Origin of the sequence: Pseudomonas sp. BSw22131, assembly GCF_026810445.1 — a bacterium.
Classification (GTDB): Bacteria; Pseudomonadota; Gammaproteobacteria; order Pseudomonadales; family Pseudomonadaceae; genus Aquipseudomonas; species Aquipseudomonas huanghezhanensis.
Genome location: NZ_CP113949.1, coordinates 1,900,495 through 1,917,579 on the forward strand (window position 1 = coordinate 1,900,495; position 17,085 = coordinate 1,917,579).

The window sequence follows — 17,085 nt, forward strand, 5'->3', positions numbered from 1 at the left end:
TAATCAGTTAGATAGATCGCATTTCTGGAGGGGGTGCATTGCAGATTGCAATGATGTCATTTTGGACTGTTGCAAATTGCACGACGCGAGGCGGAACTCTTTATTCACTCCGGTGTACTACGGACTCAATCGGCAATGACGACATGACAAAACAATGGCTTGCCGTTAACATGCACGCCGTTCCGTTGGCGCCACTCTGTGTGCCGACATCGTGTCCCAGTAGCTCAATTGGATAGAGCATCCCCCTCCTAAGGGGAAGGTTGGCCGTTCGAACCGGCCCTGGGACACCATCTACTTCAACGCTCCCTCTGCTTATAGCTACCAGAATCCGTCCCCCTTACCACTACCAGCAATAGTGAAGCCCGCACAGAATTGGCCGAAGGGTCTTTTACGTCTCCGCATGCCGCTGGTTATGCGTAGGAAGGCCGTGTGCCCGATGTCAGCTTCGACGGCTCGGAAATGCTCCCAAAGCCTGCGCCGGCAGGCCGGGACGAGTGCCCGAATCAAGTTGCTGCTTTCGAGTGAACCCCCTCGCATGGACTCTCCGTCGATCTACATGCTGGCTTTCTACTGGGCGCCAACAGTGCTGTTCACGTTCTGTTGAGAGGCTAATACAGTTTGAACTGTTGCACGATTTTCAATAAACGCTCGGCGTCTCCGCCGCTTTCACGCCCACGGCTAGCCTCCAGCTTCAGAGGATCCTGCGCTTTTCCTGTACAGCAAAAGCCTTGTCTCGCGTCGATAGGATCCAAAATCCTGTACAAAACAAAAAAATGTACAATTTTTTAAAGTTTATGGCGTCCGCCGCCGATGATGAATCCGAAACGTAAAATCCTTATCCAGGACTGCCCTGGCATGGCTTGAGTCTGATTCCGAGTCGATGTTCGCCGTGCGCGTACAGTCTTTCTGATTCAGCCCGCAACACACGTTTCGTTTAGATGGGGAAGTTGGAACCGACCCTGAACCTCGCCTTGGATGACGACACCTGACCCTTGAAGGCAACCGTGGTTGCCGAAACGACTATGTGCCTAGCGGATTGATGACGTGACGGCATTTGAGGCTGAAGATGGCAGTAGCAGCGAGATTTTTAGAAAATATTAAAGTTTCCCGAAAGCTTGGGATCGGCTTTGGCACACTGTTGTTAGCAGTGCTGGCCGTGGCTTTCATCGGTTACACGAGCAACAACATACTTGTTGACCGCCTGGACACCACTCGGTTGATCGGTAAGCTCAACGATGCTGCGCAGGACATGCGTCTTTCAGAGAAGCAGTACGAAGCAGCTGCGGACCAGAACGCACTCGAGACCTACCGCACGCAGCTCAATGCATTGCAAAGCCTCATATCCAAGGCACTGATTACGCTGAAAAGTGAAGAAAATCAGCAAGCGCTTCAGCAGCTTCAAGCCAGCATTGCTTCCTATGACCAAAAGGTCAGTCGTCTCGTCGAAACCGACAAGTCCACCAGCGGTGCGCTGAAGCCGTTGGGGGCTTTGTCCGATAAATTCGTCGATACGTTCCTTCGACTGCTTGAAGCCAGCACCGCCAGCGCCCAGGAGGAACCCAGCCGTGAGCACGTGACCGAGCTGCGGACGGTGGCCGACTTGCGCAACGGCATGACTATGTTTCGCCTCGTATTGCGTCGATACATAGCCGTTCCAGACGCGGTAAATAAAAAGTTGCTGATGGACACGACCGACACCTTCCTCATTAACATCACCAACGCCCGTACCAGTTTGCCGGCCCAACTCTCCAGCCAGTTGGAAGAAGCGTATGCCGGCATGCGCCAGTATCGCGACGTGCTTATTAAGGTTTCTGCTCTTTTCGAGCAAAAACAGAGCATGCGTCAGCAAGTCGATCAGGAAAGCGATGTCATGGATAAAATCATGACCGGCTTGATGGACACCCAGCAACGCCTGGCGCGCGCCGATCAGCATGATGCCTTTATTCAGGTGGCGATCTTGACCCTGGTCGCGTTGTTGGTGGGGCTGTTTGCATCAGTCGTGATCTCTCGTCAGATCACTTCACCGCTTACGGTCACGGTCGCGTTGGCTCGCCGTATCGCCAAAGGTGACCTCACGATTCAGGCCAGGTCGACGCGGCGCGACGAATTGGGCGATCTTCAAAATGCCATGGAAGAAATGGCGCAAAACCTCAATACGCTGGTGCAAGGCGTTGGCGTGGGTGTCACGAAGATTTCGATGTCTGCAGAAAAACTCTCAGCCATGAGTGAGCAGGCCAGTGCAGGTGTTCGTCAACAGAAAGTCGAGGTGGATCAGGTGGCCACAGCCATGCATGAAATGGCCTCCACCGTTCAGGAAGTAGCGCGTAACACGACCGACGCTTCTGCTGCGGCAACCCTGGCTGAAGAGCAGGCGCGTCATGGAGGCGCAGTGGTCAAGCAGGCGACAATGCAGATTACCGAGCTTTCTCAGGCAATCGAAGAGTTGGGCGGCGCCATGAACGTGCTGACGCAGGACAGTGACCAGATCGGAAAAGTCATTGACGTGATCAAGGCGGTTGCCGAACAGACCAACCTGCTGGCTCTGAACGCGGCCATCGAAGCCGCACGTGCGGGTGAACAAGGCCGCGGGTTTGCGGTAGTGGCAGACGAAGTACGCTCACTTGCCCAGCGCACACAAGACTCCACCAAGGAAATAGAAACGTTGATCCTTGCCTTGCAGCAAGGTACGCAAGCTGCGGCAACGTTAATGGTGTCCAGCCGCGAGCGCACGTTGAGTACCGTCGAGCTGGCACAAAATGCCGAGAAGGCAATCATCCAGATCAACCAGTCCATCGGCACAATTCAAGAGATGAGCCTGCAGATATCCGCAGCCGCCGAGCAACAAAGTGCGGTGGCCGAAGAAATCAATCGCAGCATTTTGAGTGTTCGTGATGTGGCGGATCAGTCGGCGATAGCAAGCGAAGAGAGCGCCTTGGCGACAGTTGAACTGGCGTCCCTGGGCCACGACCTGCAAAAAATGACCTCGCACTTCAAGACGTAAACCCAGGCGCCTTCAATTCGCTGTGCGTGGTACTTGCGGTGAGTCAGCCAAAGCACCGCAAGGCCGGTCGAAATTGAGACGCCTGCCAGTACGGCCTTGAAGCTGTAAGCTGAAGTCAAACCGTACACGTGCTGCCAAGTCATCTGGGCAGCACATCTCGCTGCCCAGGTCGACTTCATGGGGCTTTATGCTTAGGGACTATTAGCCAATATTTGCAACTAACCGGTATTTGCAGCCGACAATCCAAAGCCCTGCTCTAACCCACGCCATCTCCTACTGGACGCGCCTACTGCGCTGCAAATTCCGCCACCACCGTTTCCTCACCAGACTTCGTCAGCCCGACGACCTTAAACGCGCTGCGACGGGTGCCCGACTCCATACCCGGTGAACCCATTGGCATACCCGGTGCCGCCACACCGATCAGATCAGCGCGCTTCGTCAGCTCGGAAATCTGCTCCACAGGCACGTGGCCTTCTATGAACTTCCCGTTCAGTACACCCGTGTGGCAGGAGCCCAGTTGGGCCGGGACGCCCAGCTTTTCCTTCACGGCGCTCATGTTGTCTTCTTTGTGATCGATTACGGTGTAGCCGTTGTCTTTCAAATACGCCATCCACTTGCTGCAGCAGCCGCAATTGGGGTCGCGATAGACGTCGATGGATTTCGGATCTGCAGCCTGCGCCAGCGTTGCAAAGCCCAGGACTGCGGCCACTGCCAGGGTTTGACGGGCTTTCTTGACGGAGAGGGTTGTCATTGGAAACGGGACTCTTGGTGAATGAGTGAACGTCGGCCGGACAGCCAGGTTTCGACTCTCTCGAAAAGCCGAACCCGATTGCAAACCAAATGTGTAACAAGATGAGCCGGCGTCAATTCGTGCTGCCAAGAAGCGTTTTCTTCTCCTCTAAAGCTTTACCCTCGATCCGCCGATAACCCTGACAAGCCGCTACTGCGTGGGCATGTCTTACGTGGGCAAGGTGGCATTTTTTTATTTTGCCGTGACAGGAATCTCGATGCTGGCGTGGAACCAAAGAAGCTTTCTTATCGTCGACGATTTCTCCGATTTTCGTAGCTCGGTCAGGTCAATGCTGCGCGAGCTGGGTGTCAAGGAAGTTGATACCGCTGACTCTGGCGAGCAGGCGCTGCGCATGTGCTCGCAAAAGCGCTACGACTTTATCCTCAACGACTTCAACCTCGGCGATGGCAAGAAGAACGGTCAGCAGGTTCTTGAAGATTTGATGACGGACCGGCTGATCAGCCACGAAAGCGTGTTCGTCATGGTCACCGCCGAAAACAGTCAGGCGATGGTCATGAGCGCGCTGGAGTGGGAGCCGGACGCTTACCTCACCAAGCCGTTCAACCGTGCGGGGCTGGCTCAGCGGCTGGAGAAAATCGTCCAGCGCAAAGACTTGTTGAAACCGATCCTGCAAGCGCTGGATCGCGGCAAACCAGCCGAAGTGCTGGCGGCCTGCACCCAACTCACGCAGAAGGATCCCCGTTTTGCGCCGCTGTGCCTGCGTTTCAAGGCTGATGCGTTGCGTGACCTTAATCAGTACGAGCCCCTGGAAGCGTTTCTAAAGGCCATCCTCACGGATCGTCCACAGCCGTGGGCGTACGTCGCGCTGGGCAAACTGCTGTACAAGCGCGGCCGTCATCCTGAGGCGAAGGTCATCTACGAGCAGGCCATCAAAGCGTTTCCGATGATGCCGGTGCTCTACGACGGCATGGCGGACGTGCTGGTTGCCGTCGGCGACGTCAAGGCGGCTCAGGGTGTGCTGGAAGAGGCCGTGCGTTTATCGCCGTTCGCCGTGCGTCGCCAGCGCTTGCTGGGCAAACTGGCGCTGGCCAACGAAGATTTCGACAGCGCGTCCAAGGCCTACCGGCTAGCCGTCGCGCAAGGGCAGTTCTCGCGTTTCAAAGACCCGGAAAGCAACCTGGGTCTCGCCCAGTCGCTGATCAGCAAAGGTGGGGAGCGCGGACTGGACGCCAGAGCGCGCGTGGAGATCAACCAGACGCTCACCGAAGTCGCCAGAGAACACGCCAAGGACAGCGGATTGCAGGTGCGTGCGCGACTGATGAAAGCCACCAGCGTCAAGGCGTCCGATCCTGAGCTGGCCGAAAAACTCATTGAACAGGCGGTGGCCAGGCTTGAGGGCATGGACCAGTTTTTAAGCGCAGATGCCGCGCTGGCGGTCGCCTCGCAACTGAAACAATTGGGCCAGGAAGACGTCGGCGCCGGCATTTTGAAAAGCTGCGCTGAAATCTACGGCGATGACCCGGCAGTGATGAAAAACATTGCGGCGCAGACAGACGATCCGGAGATTCTGGGCATCGGCAAAGCCGCCACCGATCTCAACGCTCAGGGCATCCGCAGCTACCGTGCGGGCAATCTGGGTGAAGCGCAGGATCTGTTCCGGCGCGCACTGGCGTTGCAGCCAAGAAACATCAGCATTGCCTTGAACATGGCGCAGTCGCTGCTGCACATCGGCGTGCAGAATCTCGACGCTGCGGCGCTTCAGGAATGTCAGTCCAGCCTGAAAATGGTCGGCAAGATGCCCGAAACCGATGCGCGCTACGAGCGCTATCAAAAGCTGCGCAACAAGGCATTCGGCGTATGACGGATCGCGACCTGGGGCTGAATTTCTCGATGGTGATCGCCTCCACCGTGCACGACATGAAAAACTCCCTGGCGAGCCTCACCCATGCTCACGCGCAACTGCAGGCGCAACTGCCCCCACACCTCAAGGCGGCGCCGGAGCAGGGCGTGATCAACTATGAGTTTGCGCACCTCAACAGCATGCTGGTGCAGTTGCTGGGGCTCTACAAACTGGGCGTCAACCAGTTGCCGCTGCGCCCTGATTACCATGAGCTGGATGACTTTCTCGAAGCGCAACTGGCGCTTCACGAGGAGGTGCTGAACAGTCGCGGCATCGTCGCCCGCTATGAGGTTGACGACTTTGCACTGCCCGGGTTTTTTGATCGCGAACTGATCGGGTCTGTGGTGTCGAACGTTGTCGTCAACGCCACCCGCTACGCCCGAGAGCGGATATTCATCAGCGCCAGGCAGGTCAGCGAGCAACTGGTAATCACGGTCAGCGATGACGGGCCGGGGTTCCCGCTGCACATGATCGAGCAACAAAGTGACTACGTGATGGGCATTAACCAAACCAGTGGCAGCACCGGTTTGGGCCTGTACTTCGCCGCGCACATCGCCGAGCAACATCAACGCCACGGCGTCAAAGGGCGAATCGAGATCAGCAACGGCGGTGAGCTGGGTGGCGGCACGTTCAGTATTTTCCTGCCTTAGGCGACGCAGGCTTTCAGTTGCGCTGAATGCGTTGCATCCAACCTCGCCTCAAACGCGCTCAAAAATAACCGCGATGCCCTGACCGCCGCCGATGCACATGGTCACCAACGCGTAGCGACCTTGAATCCGATGCAGCTCGTGGATCGCCTTGGTGGCGATGATCGCACCGGTTGCGCCCACCGGATGTCCCAAGGAAATACCCGAACCGTTGGGGTTCACCTTGGCCGGGTCCAGCCCCAGTTCGCGGGCGACTGCGCACGCTTGCGCGGCGAAGGCTTCGTTGGATTCGATGACGTCCAGATCCGCAACGGTCAGGCCCGCGCGCTCCAGGACTTTGCGGCTGGCCGGGATCGGGCCAAGGCCCATCATCGCCGGGTCAACGCCTGCGTGGGCGTACGCCACCAGTCGCGCCATGGGTTTGAGACCGTGCTCGCGCACCATCTTGCCGCTGGCCATGACCAGCGCTGCGGCGCCATCGTTGAGTCCTGAAGCATTGCCTGCGGTGACAGTGCCGTCTTTTTTGAACGCAGTTTTCATCTTCGCCAGTTGCTCGGCAGTGACATCGCTGCGCACGTGCTCGTCCACCGAAAAGCTGACCGGTCCTTTGCGTGTGGGCACCTCAATCGGCACGATCTGGCTGTCGAAGCGGCCTTCGGCGATGGCTTGCGTGGCGCGTTGCTGGCTGGTCAGGGCGAGGGCGTCCTGATCGGCGCGAGTGATGCCGTAATGTTCGGCAATGTTCTCGGCGGTGATACCCATGTGGATGTTGGCGAACGGGTCATGCAGTGCGCCGAGCATGTAGTCGAGCGCCTGGATGTTGCCCATTCGTGCACCCCATCGGGCCTGCGGCATGATGTAGGCGCCACGGCTCATGGATTCTGCACCGCCCGCCAACACCGCTTTTGCATCCCCCAGCATCACCGATTGCGCAGCGGATACGATGGCCTGCAGGCCGGAGCCGCACAGGCGGTTGACGTTGAACGCCGGGGTTTCGTGGGTCAGGCCTGCTTCAAGGGCGATGACGCGGGACAGATAGGCGTCGCGCACTTCGGTGGGAATGACATGGCCCATGACCACATGACCGATGTGCTCGGCCCCCAGACCTGACTGAGCCAGTGCGGCCCGACTGACCTGCGTGCCCAGCTCGATGGGGGAGACGTCCTTGAGCGAGCCGCCGAAACCGCCGATGGCGGTGCGCAGTGCGCTGAGGACGAAGACATCATTGTTCTGGGTATCAGTAGCGGGCATGTCGACTCCAGCGTGCATGAAATGAGTGTGTTCGAGCGGTCGTCATCTGAAAACGCGACCGTGATGGCGGGCAAGTCTAGATCGCGTCGCAGAGAGCGGCCTATGCCAAAACTGTCCAGATCGGCTGGCGTTCTTTACCATGGCCCAGCGCGAAGTACGCAGCCCTTCCGTCCATAAGGCCTCATCTGTGGGAGCGAATTCATTCGCGTGGCATTTCTGATGATTCAACCCGCAAGACGCTTCGCCAACACGTTGACCATCACACAACCATGAGAAGGCGGTATGCGGGAAAAGGACTCGGTGTCGATCTACTTTGTGCAACTGATCGTGCATGCACTGCGCGATGAACCGCTGCGCCTGCAATCGGTTCTGGAGGCGGCTGACATCGACATGGCGCTGCTCGACGATCCCACTGCACGGGTTTCAGCTTCCGCGTTTGCGGCGTTGTGGCTGATCCAGATCAAGGAACTCGACGACGAGTTCTTTGCGCTGGACTCCCACGGCATGCCTCTGGGCAGCTTTGCCCTGATTTGCCGCTCGCTGATCCAGGAACCCAATCTGGAAAAAGCCCTGCGCCAATGCATGGCCAACTTTGCTCTGTTCCTTCGGGATTTTCGCGGCAGCCTTGTGGTGCGCGGCGCACGCGCGGTCATTGCGGTGGACACCCAAGCGGTCGATCCAGTCAAACGGCGTTTCGGCGAAGAGACGTTCTTACTGCTGATGATCAGTCTGTTGTGCTGGCTCGGCGGGCGTCGTATCAGCATCGACCGGGCGCAGTTTTGCCACCAGCGCGAGCGCCTGAGCGACGATGCATTGCTCTGGGGGTTCAATCTGACGTTCGCTGCAGCCACCACCGAAATCGAGTTCTCCAGCCATTACCTGCGGTTGCCCGTGGTGCAATCCCTGCCTTCGCTAAAAACCTTTCTTCGCACCGCGCCGCAGTGGCTGGTGATCCGTTTTCGCAACCAGCGCGGGCTGGCGGCGCAGGTGTATCAGCGCCTGCGCGCGAGTCAGTACGGACATTGGCCCACGCTGTTGGAAATGGCCGACGAATTAAAGCTCAGTCCGACCACGTTTCGTCGGCGGCTCGAGCGCGAAGGTTGCGCGTTTCAAGGGATCAAGGATGACGTACGACGCGGTATCGCCCAACAGAAGCTGCGCGAAACCGACATGAGCGTGGTCGAGATCGCATCGCTGGTAGGGTTTCAGGAGCCCAGTGCGTTCCACCGGGCATTCAAGAAATGGACAGGGGAAAGTCCGGGGCATTTCCGGACGGCCGTGTCGTCCGGACCCAAAGGCTAAACGCCAGCCCCGCAATCGGGGGCCATCGGGTCACCGCAACCAGGCGCTGCGCCAGGTGTGCAGATTGGGCTCGTCCAGCAGCCACTGTCCCTGCACTGCCAGACGAAGCGCATCGCCGCTCAGGCCCAACGCGCCTTTGTCTGCAATCTGCAAACGAATGGCATCGATCCAGAGTTGAGCGACATTGCTCAGGCGTGTCACCGGCAAGCTGTCGTCATCGCATGCAATCTCGCTGCAGATCACCGGGAACCCGCAGGCGCCGAACTCCAGCAAGCGGGAAACGCTCTGGCTCCCTTGAAGCCCGTTTCCGAGCAACGGCAGCAAGGCCAGGTCCAGATTCATGGCTGCCAGCGCTTCGGGGTGATCGGCCACCGCTGCCTGGAGCTTTGTGTCCCGAACAAAGGGGCGCAGTTCAATCGGGCACCAGCCCATCACCACGAAATCCACTTCGTCGGCAAGCACCGGCATGATCTCGCTCAACAGCTGCAGGTCCAGTGCGTCATGATCGCCACGCCATCCTACGCGGGGTTTCTCGCTCACGCCGCGTCGGCCCTGTACGTGTTTCCATTCGGCGGGCAAATAGTCGGGCACGACCTGAATATCGGTATGCATACCCTCAAGGGCGTGCGCGATGCGTGACGACGACACGACGATCCGGTCCATCAGCGTCAGGCTGCGCAAAAACAGCGGATCGCTGCGGTGATCCTCCGGCAGGCGATCAATGTCCATGACCCGAATGGCCGGGGTCAATTTCTGGATCAACTCGATCCCCGGCAACTCTGCCAGGCTGAACGGCCGCTGAAAGACGATAGCGTCTGGTTGCAAGCGCTCGACTTCCACCACATGCAGCAGACGCGGAGAAACGGCGCCGTCCAGAATGTCTAGCCGGCGCATAGCGTCCAGCGGATTGCACACACGCCGGTCGCCGTCGTTCCAGCGCAGAATACGTGGCACCAGAACCAGCGGCAGCGGGCGCCATGGCAACGGACGCCAGGTCAGATCGATGATGGGCTCGATCTTGAAGCCGGCTCCGGTCAAACCGAAGTTGCTGTTGTAGGCCGGGTCCTTGGCGAGCGCGGGCAGCCATTTCTGGTACATCGCAAATTGCTCGCCAAGAAAACGCGCGATCTTCTTTTCATACGCCGTCTTGTCGGTCTGAATCTGGCTGGTGCTTGATTCGTGCATCAGTTGCACGTGCGGAGTCCAGACCACCAGATGCCCGGACTCACGGACTTTCAGGCACAGATCGACGTCGTTATAGGAGACCTTGAAGTTGACCTCATCCAGGCCTTCGACCTGTTCATACAGCGATTTGCGGATCATCAGGCAAGCGGCGGTCACCACGCTGTAATCCTGGTCCACTTTAAGACGCTGCATATAGCCCGAGCTGTCCTGCGGGGAGCCCAGAAACACATGCAGCGCCGGGGCGTCGATGCCCAGCACCACGCCGGCGTGCTGAATGGCCGAGTCCGGGTAATAGAGCTTGGCACCGACAATCCCGACCTCAGGTCTGAGGGCGTGGTTGAGCAGGTTGTCCAGCCATTCGGGATGTAGCACGGCGGTATCGTTGTTAAGCAATACCAGATAATCGCCACGGGCGTTACGCGCCGCCGCGTTGTTGATCTCCGAATAATTGAACGGGAAGGGGTGGCGCAGCACGCGGACCTTGTCGCTTTGCATGCTCTCGACACCGGCCAGCCAGTCCAGCGCGTCGGGCTCTTCGCTGTTGTTGTCGATGATGATGATTTCGTAATCGCTGTAGGCAGTCTTTTCCAGCACGCTTTCGACGCAACGGGTAAGGATGCCCAACTGGTCCTTGGTCGGGATCAGAATCGACACCAGCGGTCGTTGTTCGTGGTTATAACGAATCTGATAGTTGCCCGTAGCGGTTTCCCACACCTCACTGTCGACATACCCGCGCGCCTGCAGATGCCGGTTGAGCGAACGGACTTCGTCAATGTTTTGCTCAGGCAGCAACCCGTCACAGATCAATAGCGGTTCGGCCATGTGCTGCAATTGGGCCATGCCGCCGTTTTCCACCAATCGCAAAATAAGGTCGAGCTCGATAGCGTTCGGCACGTCGGCATTGAAGCCGCCTGCGTCGAGCATGCTCTGGCGATGGAAAACCCAGTGCCGGCTCATGGCGGCCGGGTAGCTGAGCAGGTAATCCAGGTTGAAGTCCGGGCGGAAGGCAGGTTCATGTCGGCCGGTGGAAGAACGGTGCAGTTCATCGGCATACAGAGCCTGCGCGTGTGGCAGTTCGGGGAGTTTCAGGCGCAGGCGTGACAGACCGTGAGGGGTGAACGTGACACCCGCTTCGGCCAGCATGAACCAGTCGCAGCCATGCCCTTCGAGCAGCGAATTGAGCGCCGCGGCTTGCCGGTCCAGCGGGGATGTGCGCCAGTGCAAGTGCGCGCCGTCCTGAAAGTCGGACGGGGCGTGCGTGGTCGAAAGCACCACCACCTGCAGCGCATCCGATAACGCTTGGTGCTCCAGAACGCTTTGCAGGGTTATCACCACCTGCCGCGATTGCTGGTTGTTGTCCAGCACCACCAGCAACAGTCCTGAACCTGCGCTGTTGGCGTCCAGATGGTCATCGATCAGTCGTTGCTGGCTTTCGGTCACCACTCGGCGGGTCATCCACCGACTGGGGCTGAAATCAAAATGATTACCCGGATGGATGGTGGCGAAATACGGCACCATATCGATTTCGGTGAAGTGGTGACGGTCGCCAAACGTCGCCACCTTGACCATCCGGTAGTCTTCAAGACTTTGCGTCCAGCCCAGCTCATTGACGCGCTGGCGAAGAACGATCTGCGAGTCCAGGGCGATTTTGGGCGTATTGCGGCCTTGTTCACTGTATTGCAGGCTCGACACGCGGAAATACGACAGCGGTGTAGCGAGCATCGCCAGGTTGCCTTTACGCAGCAGCTTGAGGTAGATCGCGACATCGCCGACCCAGTCAATGGATGACCCGTTGATAATCATCAGGTCATCGCCGAAGGCCGCAATGTCGTCGCGCCGGCACATGATGCAACTCGGTTCGCCGATGAAATTGATCGTGAACTGGCCCAGAAATGACACCAGCTCAGGGCCGGAAAAAATGACGTCGTGGGAAAACGGAAAGAAGGTCGCCCAATTGTCCGGCTGCAGGTCACCTTGCTCATTGATGATCTGCCGACGGGAACTGGCCAGCACGATTTCCGGGTGATCGTGCAGCAGCGCAAACAACTGGCTGACGCAGTCCGGTCGCAGGAGGTCGTCGTCGTAGAGAAACTTGACGTACTCGCCCCGTGATTCGCGAATGCATTTTGCAGCGTTGCGTGCCTCGCCTAACGGCCGCTCGTTGCGCAGATAGCGGATAGGCCATGGACTCAGCGGGCGAAGGCGCTCGACGATGCTATGGATACCTTCGTCTTTGCAGTCATCACAGATCACGATCTCGATTTCTTCATGGGTCTGACTGAACGCACTGAGCAGCGCCGTCTCGAAGAAATCGGGTTTATACGCGGGAATTGCGATGCTGACCAAACGACTAGGGTTCATCTGGGTATCCGGTAGTTGAAAAAATGTATTGAGCTGCTATGCAACCGCGTCTGTGCAGAAACCAGGTCACGGTTGAGACGCCGATGTCATGAAAATGACGCTGCGCACACGATCATTGGCAGAAGCAATAAGCCAGCCAAACACCGCCAGACCCTCGATAAAGTCGGGGTGTGCCCGCAATACAGTGGTTGGTGGCGGGGTAACGACCCATCTGCTAACCGAGCACAGCCTGAGGGTGTGCGCCGTTTTTTTGTCCTCAACCCCTGCGGCCGTTTAACCGAATCTTCTCTGCCAGGCGCTTGAGCCGGGTGCTGCGGGGTTGGCGGCAACCTTTGGTTCAGATTTTGCTTGGCTGTGGCTATCGGTTGGCGCGGGGGCTGAGCGCCAACCACTTTTCGTTGTGCCAGCCGCTCGCTGGCCGGCAAGCGCGCCATGAGTTGTAGATTGAGGTTATCGGGCGAATGAACGTTAAAAAACTGATCATCGTAGGCGCCGGAGGGCTTGGCAGGGAGGTTCACTCATGGTGCAAGGACTGGCTCAAGCACAACCCGGGCTATGTGCTTGGCGGGTTCATCGATGACGGCGGTCTGTCCCTCAATCGGTTCAGCCACTACGCCGATGTCGTATCGACCATTGAAGGCTATCAACCGGCCCCCGATGAGCTGTTGATCTGCGCGATCGGCAAGCCGGCCGACAAAAAATACGTGGTTAACAAACTGCTTGCCAAGGGCGCTGAATTTTTTACGCTGATACATCCCACCGCCATCCTCGGCGAGAACGTGCAGATTGGACGGGGCACGTTGATTTGTCCTTACTCGGTGCTGTCGGTGGATCTCACGGTCGGTGAGTTCGTGACGGTGAACACGTTGTGCACCATTTCCCACGATACTTCGATAGGTGATTTCACCACACTGAGCCTGCACTGCGATGTGACCGGCGGTGTTGTTCTCGAGGGCGAAGTGTTCATGGGCTCCCGGGCGTCGGTGTTGCCCAAGGTCCGCGTCGGTAAAGGCGCCGTGGTTGGCGCTGGCAGTGTCGTGTTGCGTGATGTGAAGGCCGGCAGCGTGGTGGTGGGCGTGCCAGCCAGATATATCTCGGAGTAAACAGGTGCGCCGGGGGGGTTCTGAAACGCCGGTTTTGTTGTCACGTTGTGGATGGGCCGTCCATCGTCGACGACCCTTCGCTGTCCTCTGGTTGACCGTTAGCCGAGCTACTTGTAACCGAGCTACTTGGCGCCGATGTACAGAACGCTTTGTTCAGTGATGCCGTGTTGTTTGAACGTGCCGTCGCCGAACGAGCGTGCGTCGAGCTCCAGCAGTTCAAAGCCCCCGTCGCGAATCCGCGCCATGTAGTCCTGCTTGGCGTACATGCGCACGTGGTCGTCCTGCCCGAACCGCGCCCACCTGACGTTGACGTCGGTTTCGTCCGGGTCCTCGTCGGTGTATTCGGCGGTCAGCAGGATCGGCACCATGAGGATCGCCACGCCGTTTTTGTCCAGCACCCGATACAGCTCGGCAATGGCTTTTCGGTCGTCTGGTACGTGCTCGAGCACATGCGAGCAGACGATGAAATCAAACGAGTTATCGGCGTACAGCTGCATGTCCATGATGTCGACGATGTCATCGGCCAAAGGCGAGAACAGGTCGGCCGAGCGGTAATAGATGTCGGGAATGGAACGCAGAAATTGTGAAAGCAGCGGCGCCGGGGCGATGTCCAGGATGCGCAGCGGCCGGCCTGCGGGACGCGTCAGAAAGGTTTTGACGAACAGCGCGTAAAGCCGGTCGCGATCAGAGGCTGCGCAGCGCGGGCATGCGTATTGACCCGTGTTGAGGGTCTCGAAGTCATCAAGCGAGTAGCTCGCGTTCAGCGCGTTGAGCATCTCGAAATACTGGGACGTCAGCGGTAGAAAATTTGCGAAGTCGGATGAACAAACCGGGCAACTGCGCATTACCGGATTCCTTTGGCGGCCTGGACGATGACATCCAGCACGTGGGTGATTTCTTCGTCGGTGAGGCTGTCGAAAATCGGCAGGCACAGGATGCGGTTCGACACGCTGTTGGCCACCGGCAACTTGTGCTCGCGCGCAGACTCAAGGCCCCGGTACATCGGGAAGGCCGAAATCAGCGGGTAGAAATAACGTCGCACAAGGATGTTACGGGCACGGAAACTCTCGAACAATTCATCCCGGCTGAGCGCGAATTCCGGATTGACCAACACCGGGAAGTACGAATAGTTGTGGCCTTCGCGGTCTTCCCAGGCAATCGCGATGCCCTCAATGTCGCGCAACGCTTCCCGGTAGATCGCATCCACGCGTTGACGGCGGGCCAGCGCGGCGTCGATGTGCTTGAGCTGCAACACGCCGAAGGCTGCGTTGATCTCGCTCATCTTGCCGTTGATGCCCGGAGCGACGACGGTGACTTCATCGGCGAAACCGAAGTTCTTCAAGTAATCGATGCGCTGTTTGGTTTTGGCGTCGGGGCAAATGATCGCGCCGCCTTCGAACGTGTTGAACACCTTGGTGGCGTGGAAGCTCATGACCGAAAGATCGCCATGGCGCAGGATGCTCTGGTTGTTCTCTCGCACCCCGAATGCATGCGCCGAGTCATAGATCACCTTCAGCCCGTAGCGGTCGGCGATGCGCTGAATGGCGTCGACGTCGCACGGCACGCCGTAGCAGTGGACCGGCATGATGGCGGTCGTGGCCGGGGTGATGGCCTCTTCGATGCGCGCCGGGTCAAGGTTGTAGGTGTGCGGGTCGATGTCGACGAAAACCGGCTTCAGGCCGTTCCACAGTAGCGAGTGCGCGGTGGCGACGAAGGAGTAGGGCGTGGTGATGACTTCCCCGGTGATGCGCAACGCCTGCAACGCCGTGACCAGCGCAATGGTGCCGTTGGTGAACAGCGAAAGATGCTCGACACCCAGGTATTCGGCCAGCTCTTTCTCCAACTGCTGGTGAAACGGCCCGCCATTGGTCAGCAGTCGGGTTTCCCAGATCTTTTCCAGATAGGGGATGAATTCTTCAAGCGGCGCGAGCAGGGGCCGGGTGACGGGTGTGATTTTGCTCATGGGCGTTGTGCGCTCTGGTTGTGCTACAGAGAGTAAGACGGTGGCCCCTGGTGACGCCGGATCAGCTGTTTGCACTGTCAGCAAAATGGCGTTTGGGCCGAACACCAGACAAAAAGCAAGAAGTCGGCCAATTCCCCGATAGCGCTGCGTCGAGCGCGCTTTACGTGACCGTGCTTGATATTACGAACGGCGGATGCTTACTTTGTCCGCCTCGCCGCAAAGCGGCCTGCCTAACGATAAAGGACTTGAGTCATGAGCAGCGATGACCACAATTCACTCGCGCAGCGATTGATGGGCATTGATGAAATCGAATGCGTCACCCCTGACCTCAACGGCGTGCCGCGGGGCAAGGTGATGACCTCCGAGGGTTTCCTTGAGGGGCGCCGACTGCAACTGGCGCGTGGCGTGCTCCTGCAATGCATCATGGGCGGCTACCCGGCCGCGAAATTCTACGGCGGCGATGACGGCGACCTGGCGCTGGTGGCCGACCCCGATCAGATTCACCGCCTGCCCTGGAGCGCAGAGCCACGCGCATTGGCCATCTGCGACGCAGACGAACTGGACGGCAGCGGGTCTGGCCTGTCCACCCGGGTGCAACTGAAGAAGGTCATCGCGCGTTATGCGGCACGCGGCCTGTCGCCCGTCGTCGCCACGGAGCTTGAGTTTTTTGTCTTTGCGCCCAACACCGACCCAACGCAGCCTTTCAAGCCGCCGCTGGGCCTGGACGGACGCCGCGAAGACGGCCACAGCGCGTTCAGCATCAGCTCCAATAACGGCCTGCGGCCTTTCTTCAGCGAAGTCTATAAATGCATGGCTGCACTGGGCTTGCCGCGCGACACGTTCATGCATGAGATGGGCGTCAGCCAGTTTGAGATCAACCTGCTGCACGGCGATCCGTTGCTGCTCGCGGACCAGACCTTTCTGTTCAAACACCTGCTCAAGGAGGTGGCGCTCAAGCACGGACTGACAGTGGTGTGCATGGCCAAGCCGCTCGCGCATACGCCGGGCAGTTCGATGCACATTCATCAGAGCGTTGTGGATGCGCGCACCGGACAGAACGTTTTCAGCGATGCCGAGGGCGAGGCAACGGCGGTATTTCGTCACTTCATCGGCGGTCAGCAGGCGGCGATGGCGGATTTCACTGCGTTATTCGCGCCTAACGTCAATTCCTATCACCGTTTGTGTCATCCGTTCGCGTCGCCCAATAACGCGTGCTGGTCTCACGACAATCGGGCCGCCGGTCTGCGGATTCCGGCCAGTGCGCCAGCGGCCCGACGAGTGGAGAACCGTTTGCCGGGGGCAGATGCCAACCCTTATCTGGCCATCGCAGCCAGTCTGGCAGCCGGTCTTCATGGCATTGAAAGGGAGCTGGAGCCTTCCGAACAGCTTCAGGGCGAATTCGAAGTGCCGGATAATCTGTCGCTCCCATGTACCTTGCATGCCGCCCTTGAGCGTCTGAAACGCAGTCAACTGGCCAAGGAACTGTTCGGTTCCGAGTTCATCGAAGGCTACGTTGCATCAAAGACCCTGGAACTGACCAGTTTCTTTGATGAAATCACTCCCTGGGAGCGTCGTGTTTTGGCGGCTCAGGCTTAAGAACCGTGGTTCGCCCTCTCTGTGC

The 17,085-nt window shown here is 58.5% G+C and carries 11 protein-coding genes, 1 tRNA gene and 1 pseudogene; 8 read left to right on the plus strand and 5 right to left on the minus strand.

Features of this window, described 5'->3' with window-relative positions; translation table 11 throughout:
* The first annotated feature begins 213 nt into the window (after positions 1–213).
* The 3 genes and pseudogenes from OYW20_RS08500 to OYW20_RS26150 all read left to right on the plus strand — a co-directional run bounded on the left by OYW20_RS08500 (position 214) and on the right by OYW20_RS26150 (position 3,001).
* Positions 214–290 (plus strand) — tRNA-Arg (locus OYW20_RS08500).
* A 776-nt stretch (positions 291–1,066) separates the two neighbouring features.
* A pseudogene (locus OYW20_RS26145) lies at positions 1,067–2,095 on the plus strand (methyl-accepting chemotaxis protein); the annotation flags it as partial.
* Between the two features lie 201 nt (positions 2,096–2,296).
* On the plus strand, positions 2,297–3,001 hold the full coding sequence (locus OYW20_RS26150; RefSeq protein WP_408005503.1) for a methyl-accepting chemotaxis protein: 705 nt from the start codon (positions 2,297–2,299) through the stop codon (positions 2,999–3,001).
* 286 nt (positions 3,002–3,287) lie between these two features.
* Here OYW20_RS26150 and OYW20_RS08510 read toward each other — a convergent pair whose 3' ends face one another.
* The gene (locus OYW20_RS08510; protein WP_268800251.1) at positions 3,288–3,752 is read right to left on the minus strand and encodes a DUF411 domain-containing protein; all 465 of its coding nucleotides are present in this window, start codon (positions 3,750–3,752) and stop codon (positions 3,288–3,290) included.
* Positions 3,753–4,008: 256 nt separating this feature from the next.
* On the opposite strand from OYW20_RS08510, the gene OYW20_RS08515 reads away from it, so the two are divergent.
* Together OYW20_RS08515 and OYW20_RS08520 are read left to right on the plus strand one after the other, a co-directional pair.
* Positions 4,009–5,613 carry a tetratricopeptide repeat-containing response regulator gene (locus OYW20_RS08515; protein ID WP_268800252.1) on the plus strand — a complete coding sequence of 535 codons (1,605 nt, stop codon included), beginning with the start codon at positions 4,009–4,011 and terminating at the stop codon, positions 5,611–5,613.
* Positions 5,610–6,302, plus strand: coding sequence for a sensor histidine kinase (locus tag OYW20_RS08520; protein ID WP_268800253.1), 693 nt, complete (start codon positions 5,610–5,612; stop codon positions 6,300–6,302). Before OYW20_RS08515 ends, OYW20_RS08520 begins: the two co-directional genes overlap by 4 nt.
* Before the next feature lie 48 nt (positions 6,303–6,350).
* Here OYW20_RS08520 and OYW20_RS08525 read toward each other — a convergent pair whose 3' ends face one another.
* Positions 6,351–7,550, minus strand: coding sequence for an acetyl-CoA C-acyltransferase family protein (locus tag OYW20_RS08525; RefSeq protein WP_268800254.1), 1,200 nt, complete (start codon positions 7,548–7,550; stop codon positions 6,351–6,353).
* 282 nt (positions 7,551–7,832) lie between these two features.
* Here OYW20_RS08525 and OYW20_RS08530 point away from each other — a divergent pair, with 282 nt between their 5' ends.
* Entirely contained in the window at positions 7,833–8,852 is a 1,020-nt protein-coding gene (locus OYW20_RS08530) for an AraC family transcriptional regulator (protein ID WP_268800255.1), read from the plus strand.
* A gap of 30 nt (positions 8,853–8,882) precedes the next feature.
* Here the strand turns inward: OYW20_RS08530 and OYW20_RS08535 are convergent, their stop codons facing one another.
* Positions 8,883–12,398, minus strand: coding sequence for a glycosyltransferase family 2 protein (locus tag OYW20_RS08535; protein WP_268800256.1), 3,516 nt, complete (start codon positions 12,396–12,398; stop codon positions 8,883–8,885).
* Between the two features lie 461 nt (positions 12,399–12,859).
* Between OYW20_RS08535 and OYW20_RS08540 the strand changes: the two genes are divergently transcribed.
* On the plus strand, positions 12,860–13,501 hold the full coding sequence (locus OYW20_RS08540) for an acetyltransferase (RefSeq protein WP_268800257.1): 642 nt from the start codon (positions 12,860–12,862) through the stop codon (positions 13,499–13,501).
* A gap of 122 nt (positions 13,502–13,623) precedes the next feature.
* Here OYW20_RS08540 and OYW20_RS08545 read toward each other — a convergent pair whose 3' ends face one another.
* Together OYW20_RS08545 and vioA are read right to left on the minus strand one after the other, a co-directional pair.
* Entirely contained in the window at positions 13,624–14,346 is a 723-nt protein-coding gene (locus OYW20_RS08545; RefSeq protein WP_268800258.1) for a methyltransferase domain-containing protein, read from the minus strand.
* Positions 14,346–15,464 (minus strand): dTDP-4-amino-4,6-dideoxy-D-glucose aminotransferase VioA, encoded by a 1,119-nt coding sequence (vioA, locus tag OYW20_RS08550; protein ID WP_268800259.1) that lies wholly within the window; start codon positions 15,462–15,464, stop codon positions 14,346–14,348. Before vioA ends, OYW20_RS08545 begins: the two co-directional genes overlap by 1 nt.
* Before the next feature lie 354 nt (positions 15,465–15,818).
* Here vioA and OYW20_RS08555 point away from each other — a divergent pair, with 354 nt between their 5' ends.
* Positions 15,819–17,060, plus strand: a complete 1,242-nt coding sequence (locus OYW20_RS08555) for a glutamine synthetase family protein (protein WP_268801083.1) — start codon at positions 15,819–15,821, stop codon at positions 17,058–17,060.
* The last annotated feature ends 25 nt before the right edge of the window (positions 17,061–17,085 follow it).

Bases quoted from the DNA above. Each gene is read 5' to 3' on its own strand.
- OYW20_RS26150 (WP_408005503.1), top strand. From the start codon at position 2,297: ATGGCCTCCACCGTTCAGGAAGTAGCGCGTAACACGACCGACGCTTCT.
- OYW20_RS08510 (WP_268800251.1), bottom strand. From the start codon at position 3,752: ATGACAACCCTCTCCGTCAAGAAAGCCCGTCAAACCCTGGCAGTGGCC.
- OYW20_RS08515 (WP_268800252.1), top strand. From the start codon at position 4,009: ATGCTGGCGTGGAACCAAAGAAGCTTTCTTATCGTCGACGATTTCTCC.
- OYW20_RS08520 (WP_268800253.1), top strand. From the start codon at position 5,610: ATGACGGATCGCGACCTGGGGCTGAATTTCTCGATGGTGATCGCCTCC.
- OYW20_RS08525 (WP_268800254.1), bottom strand. From the start codon at position 7,550: ATGCCCGCTACTGATACCCAGAACAATGATGTCTTCGTCCTCAGCGCA.
- OYW20_RS08530 (WP_268800255.1), top strand. From the start codon at position 7,833: ATGCGGGAAAAGGACTCGGTGTCGATCTACTTTGTGCAACTGATCGTG.
- OYW20_RS08535 (WP_268800256.1), bottom strand. From the start codon at position 12,398: ATGAACCCTAGTCGTTTGGTCAGCATCGCAATTCCCGCGTATAAACCC.
- OYW20_RS08540 (WP_268800257.1), top strand. From the start codon at position 12,860: ATGAACGTTAAAAAACTGATCATCGTAGGCGCCGGAGGGCTTGGCAGG.
- OYW20_RS08545 (WP_268800258.1), bottom strand. From the start codon at position 14,346: ATGCGCAGTTGCCCGGTTTGTTCATCCGACTTCGCAAATTTTCTACCG.
- vioA (WP_268800259.1), bottom strand. From the start codon at position 15,464: ATGAGCAAAATCACACCCGTCACCCGGCCCCTGCTCGCGCCGCTTGAA.
- OYW20_RS08555 (WP_268801083.1), top strand. From the start codon at position 15,819: ATGACCTCCGAGGGTTTCCTTGAGGGGCGCCGACTGCAACTGGCGCGT.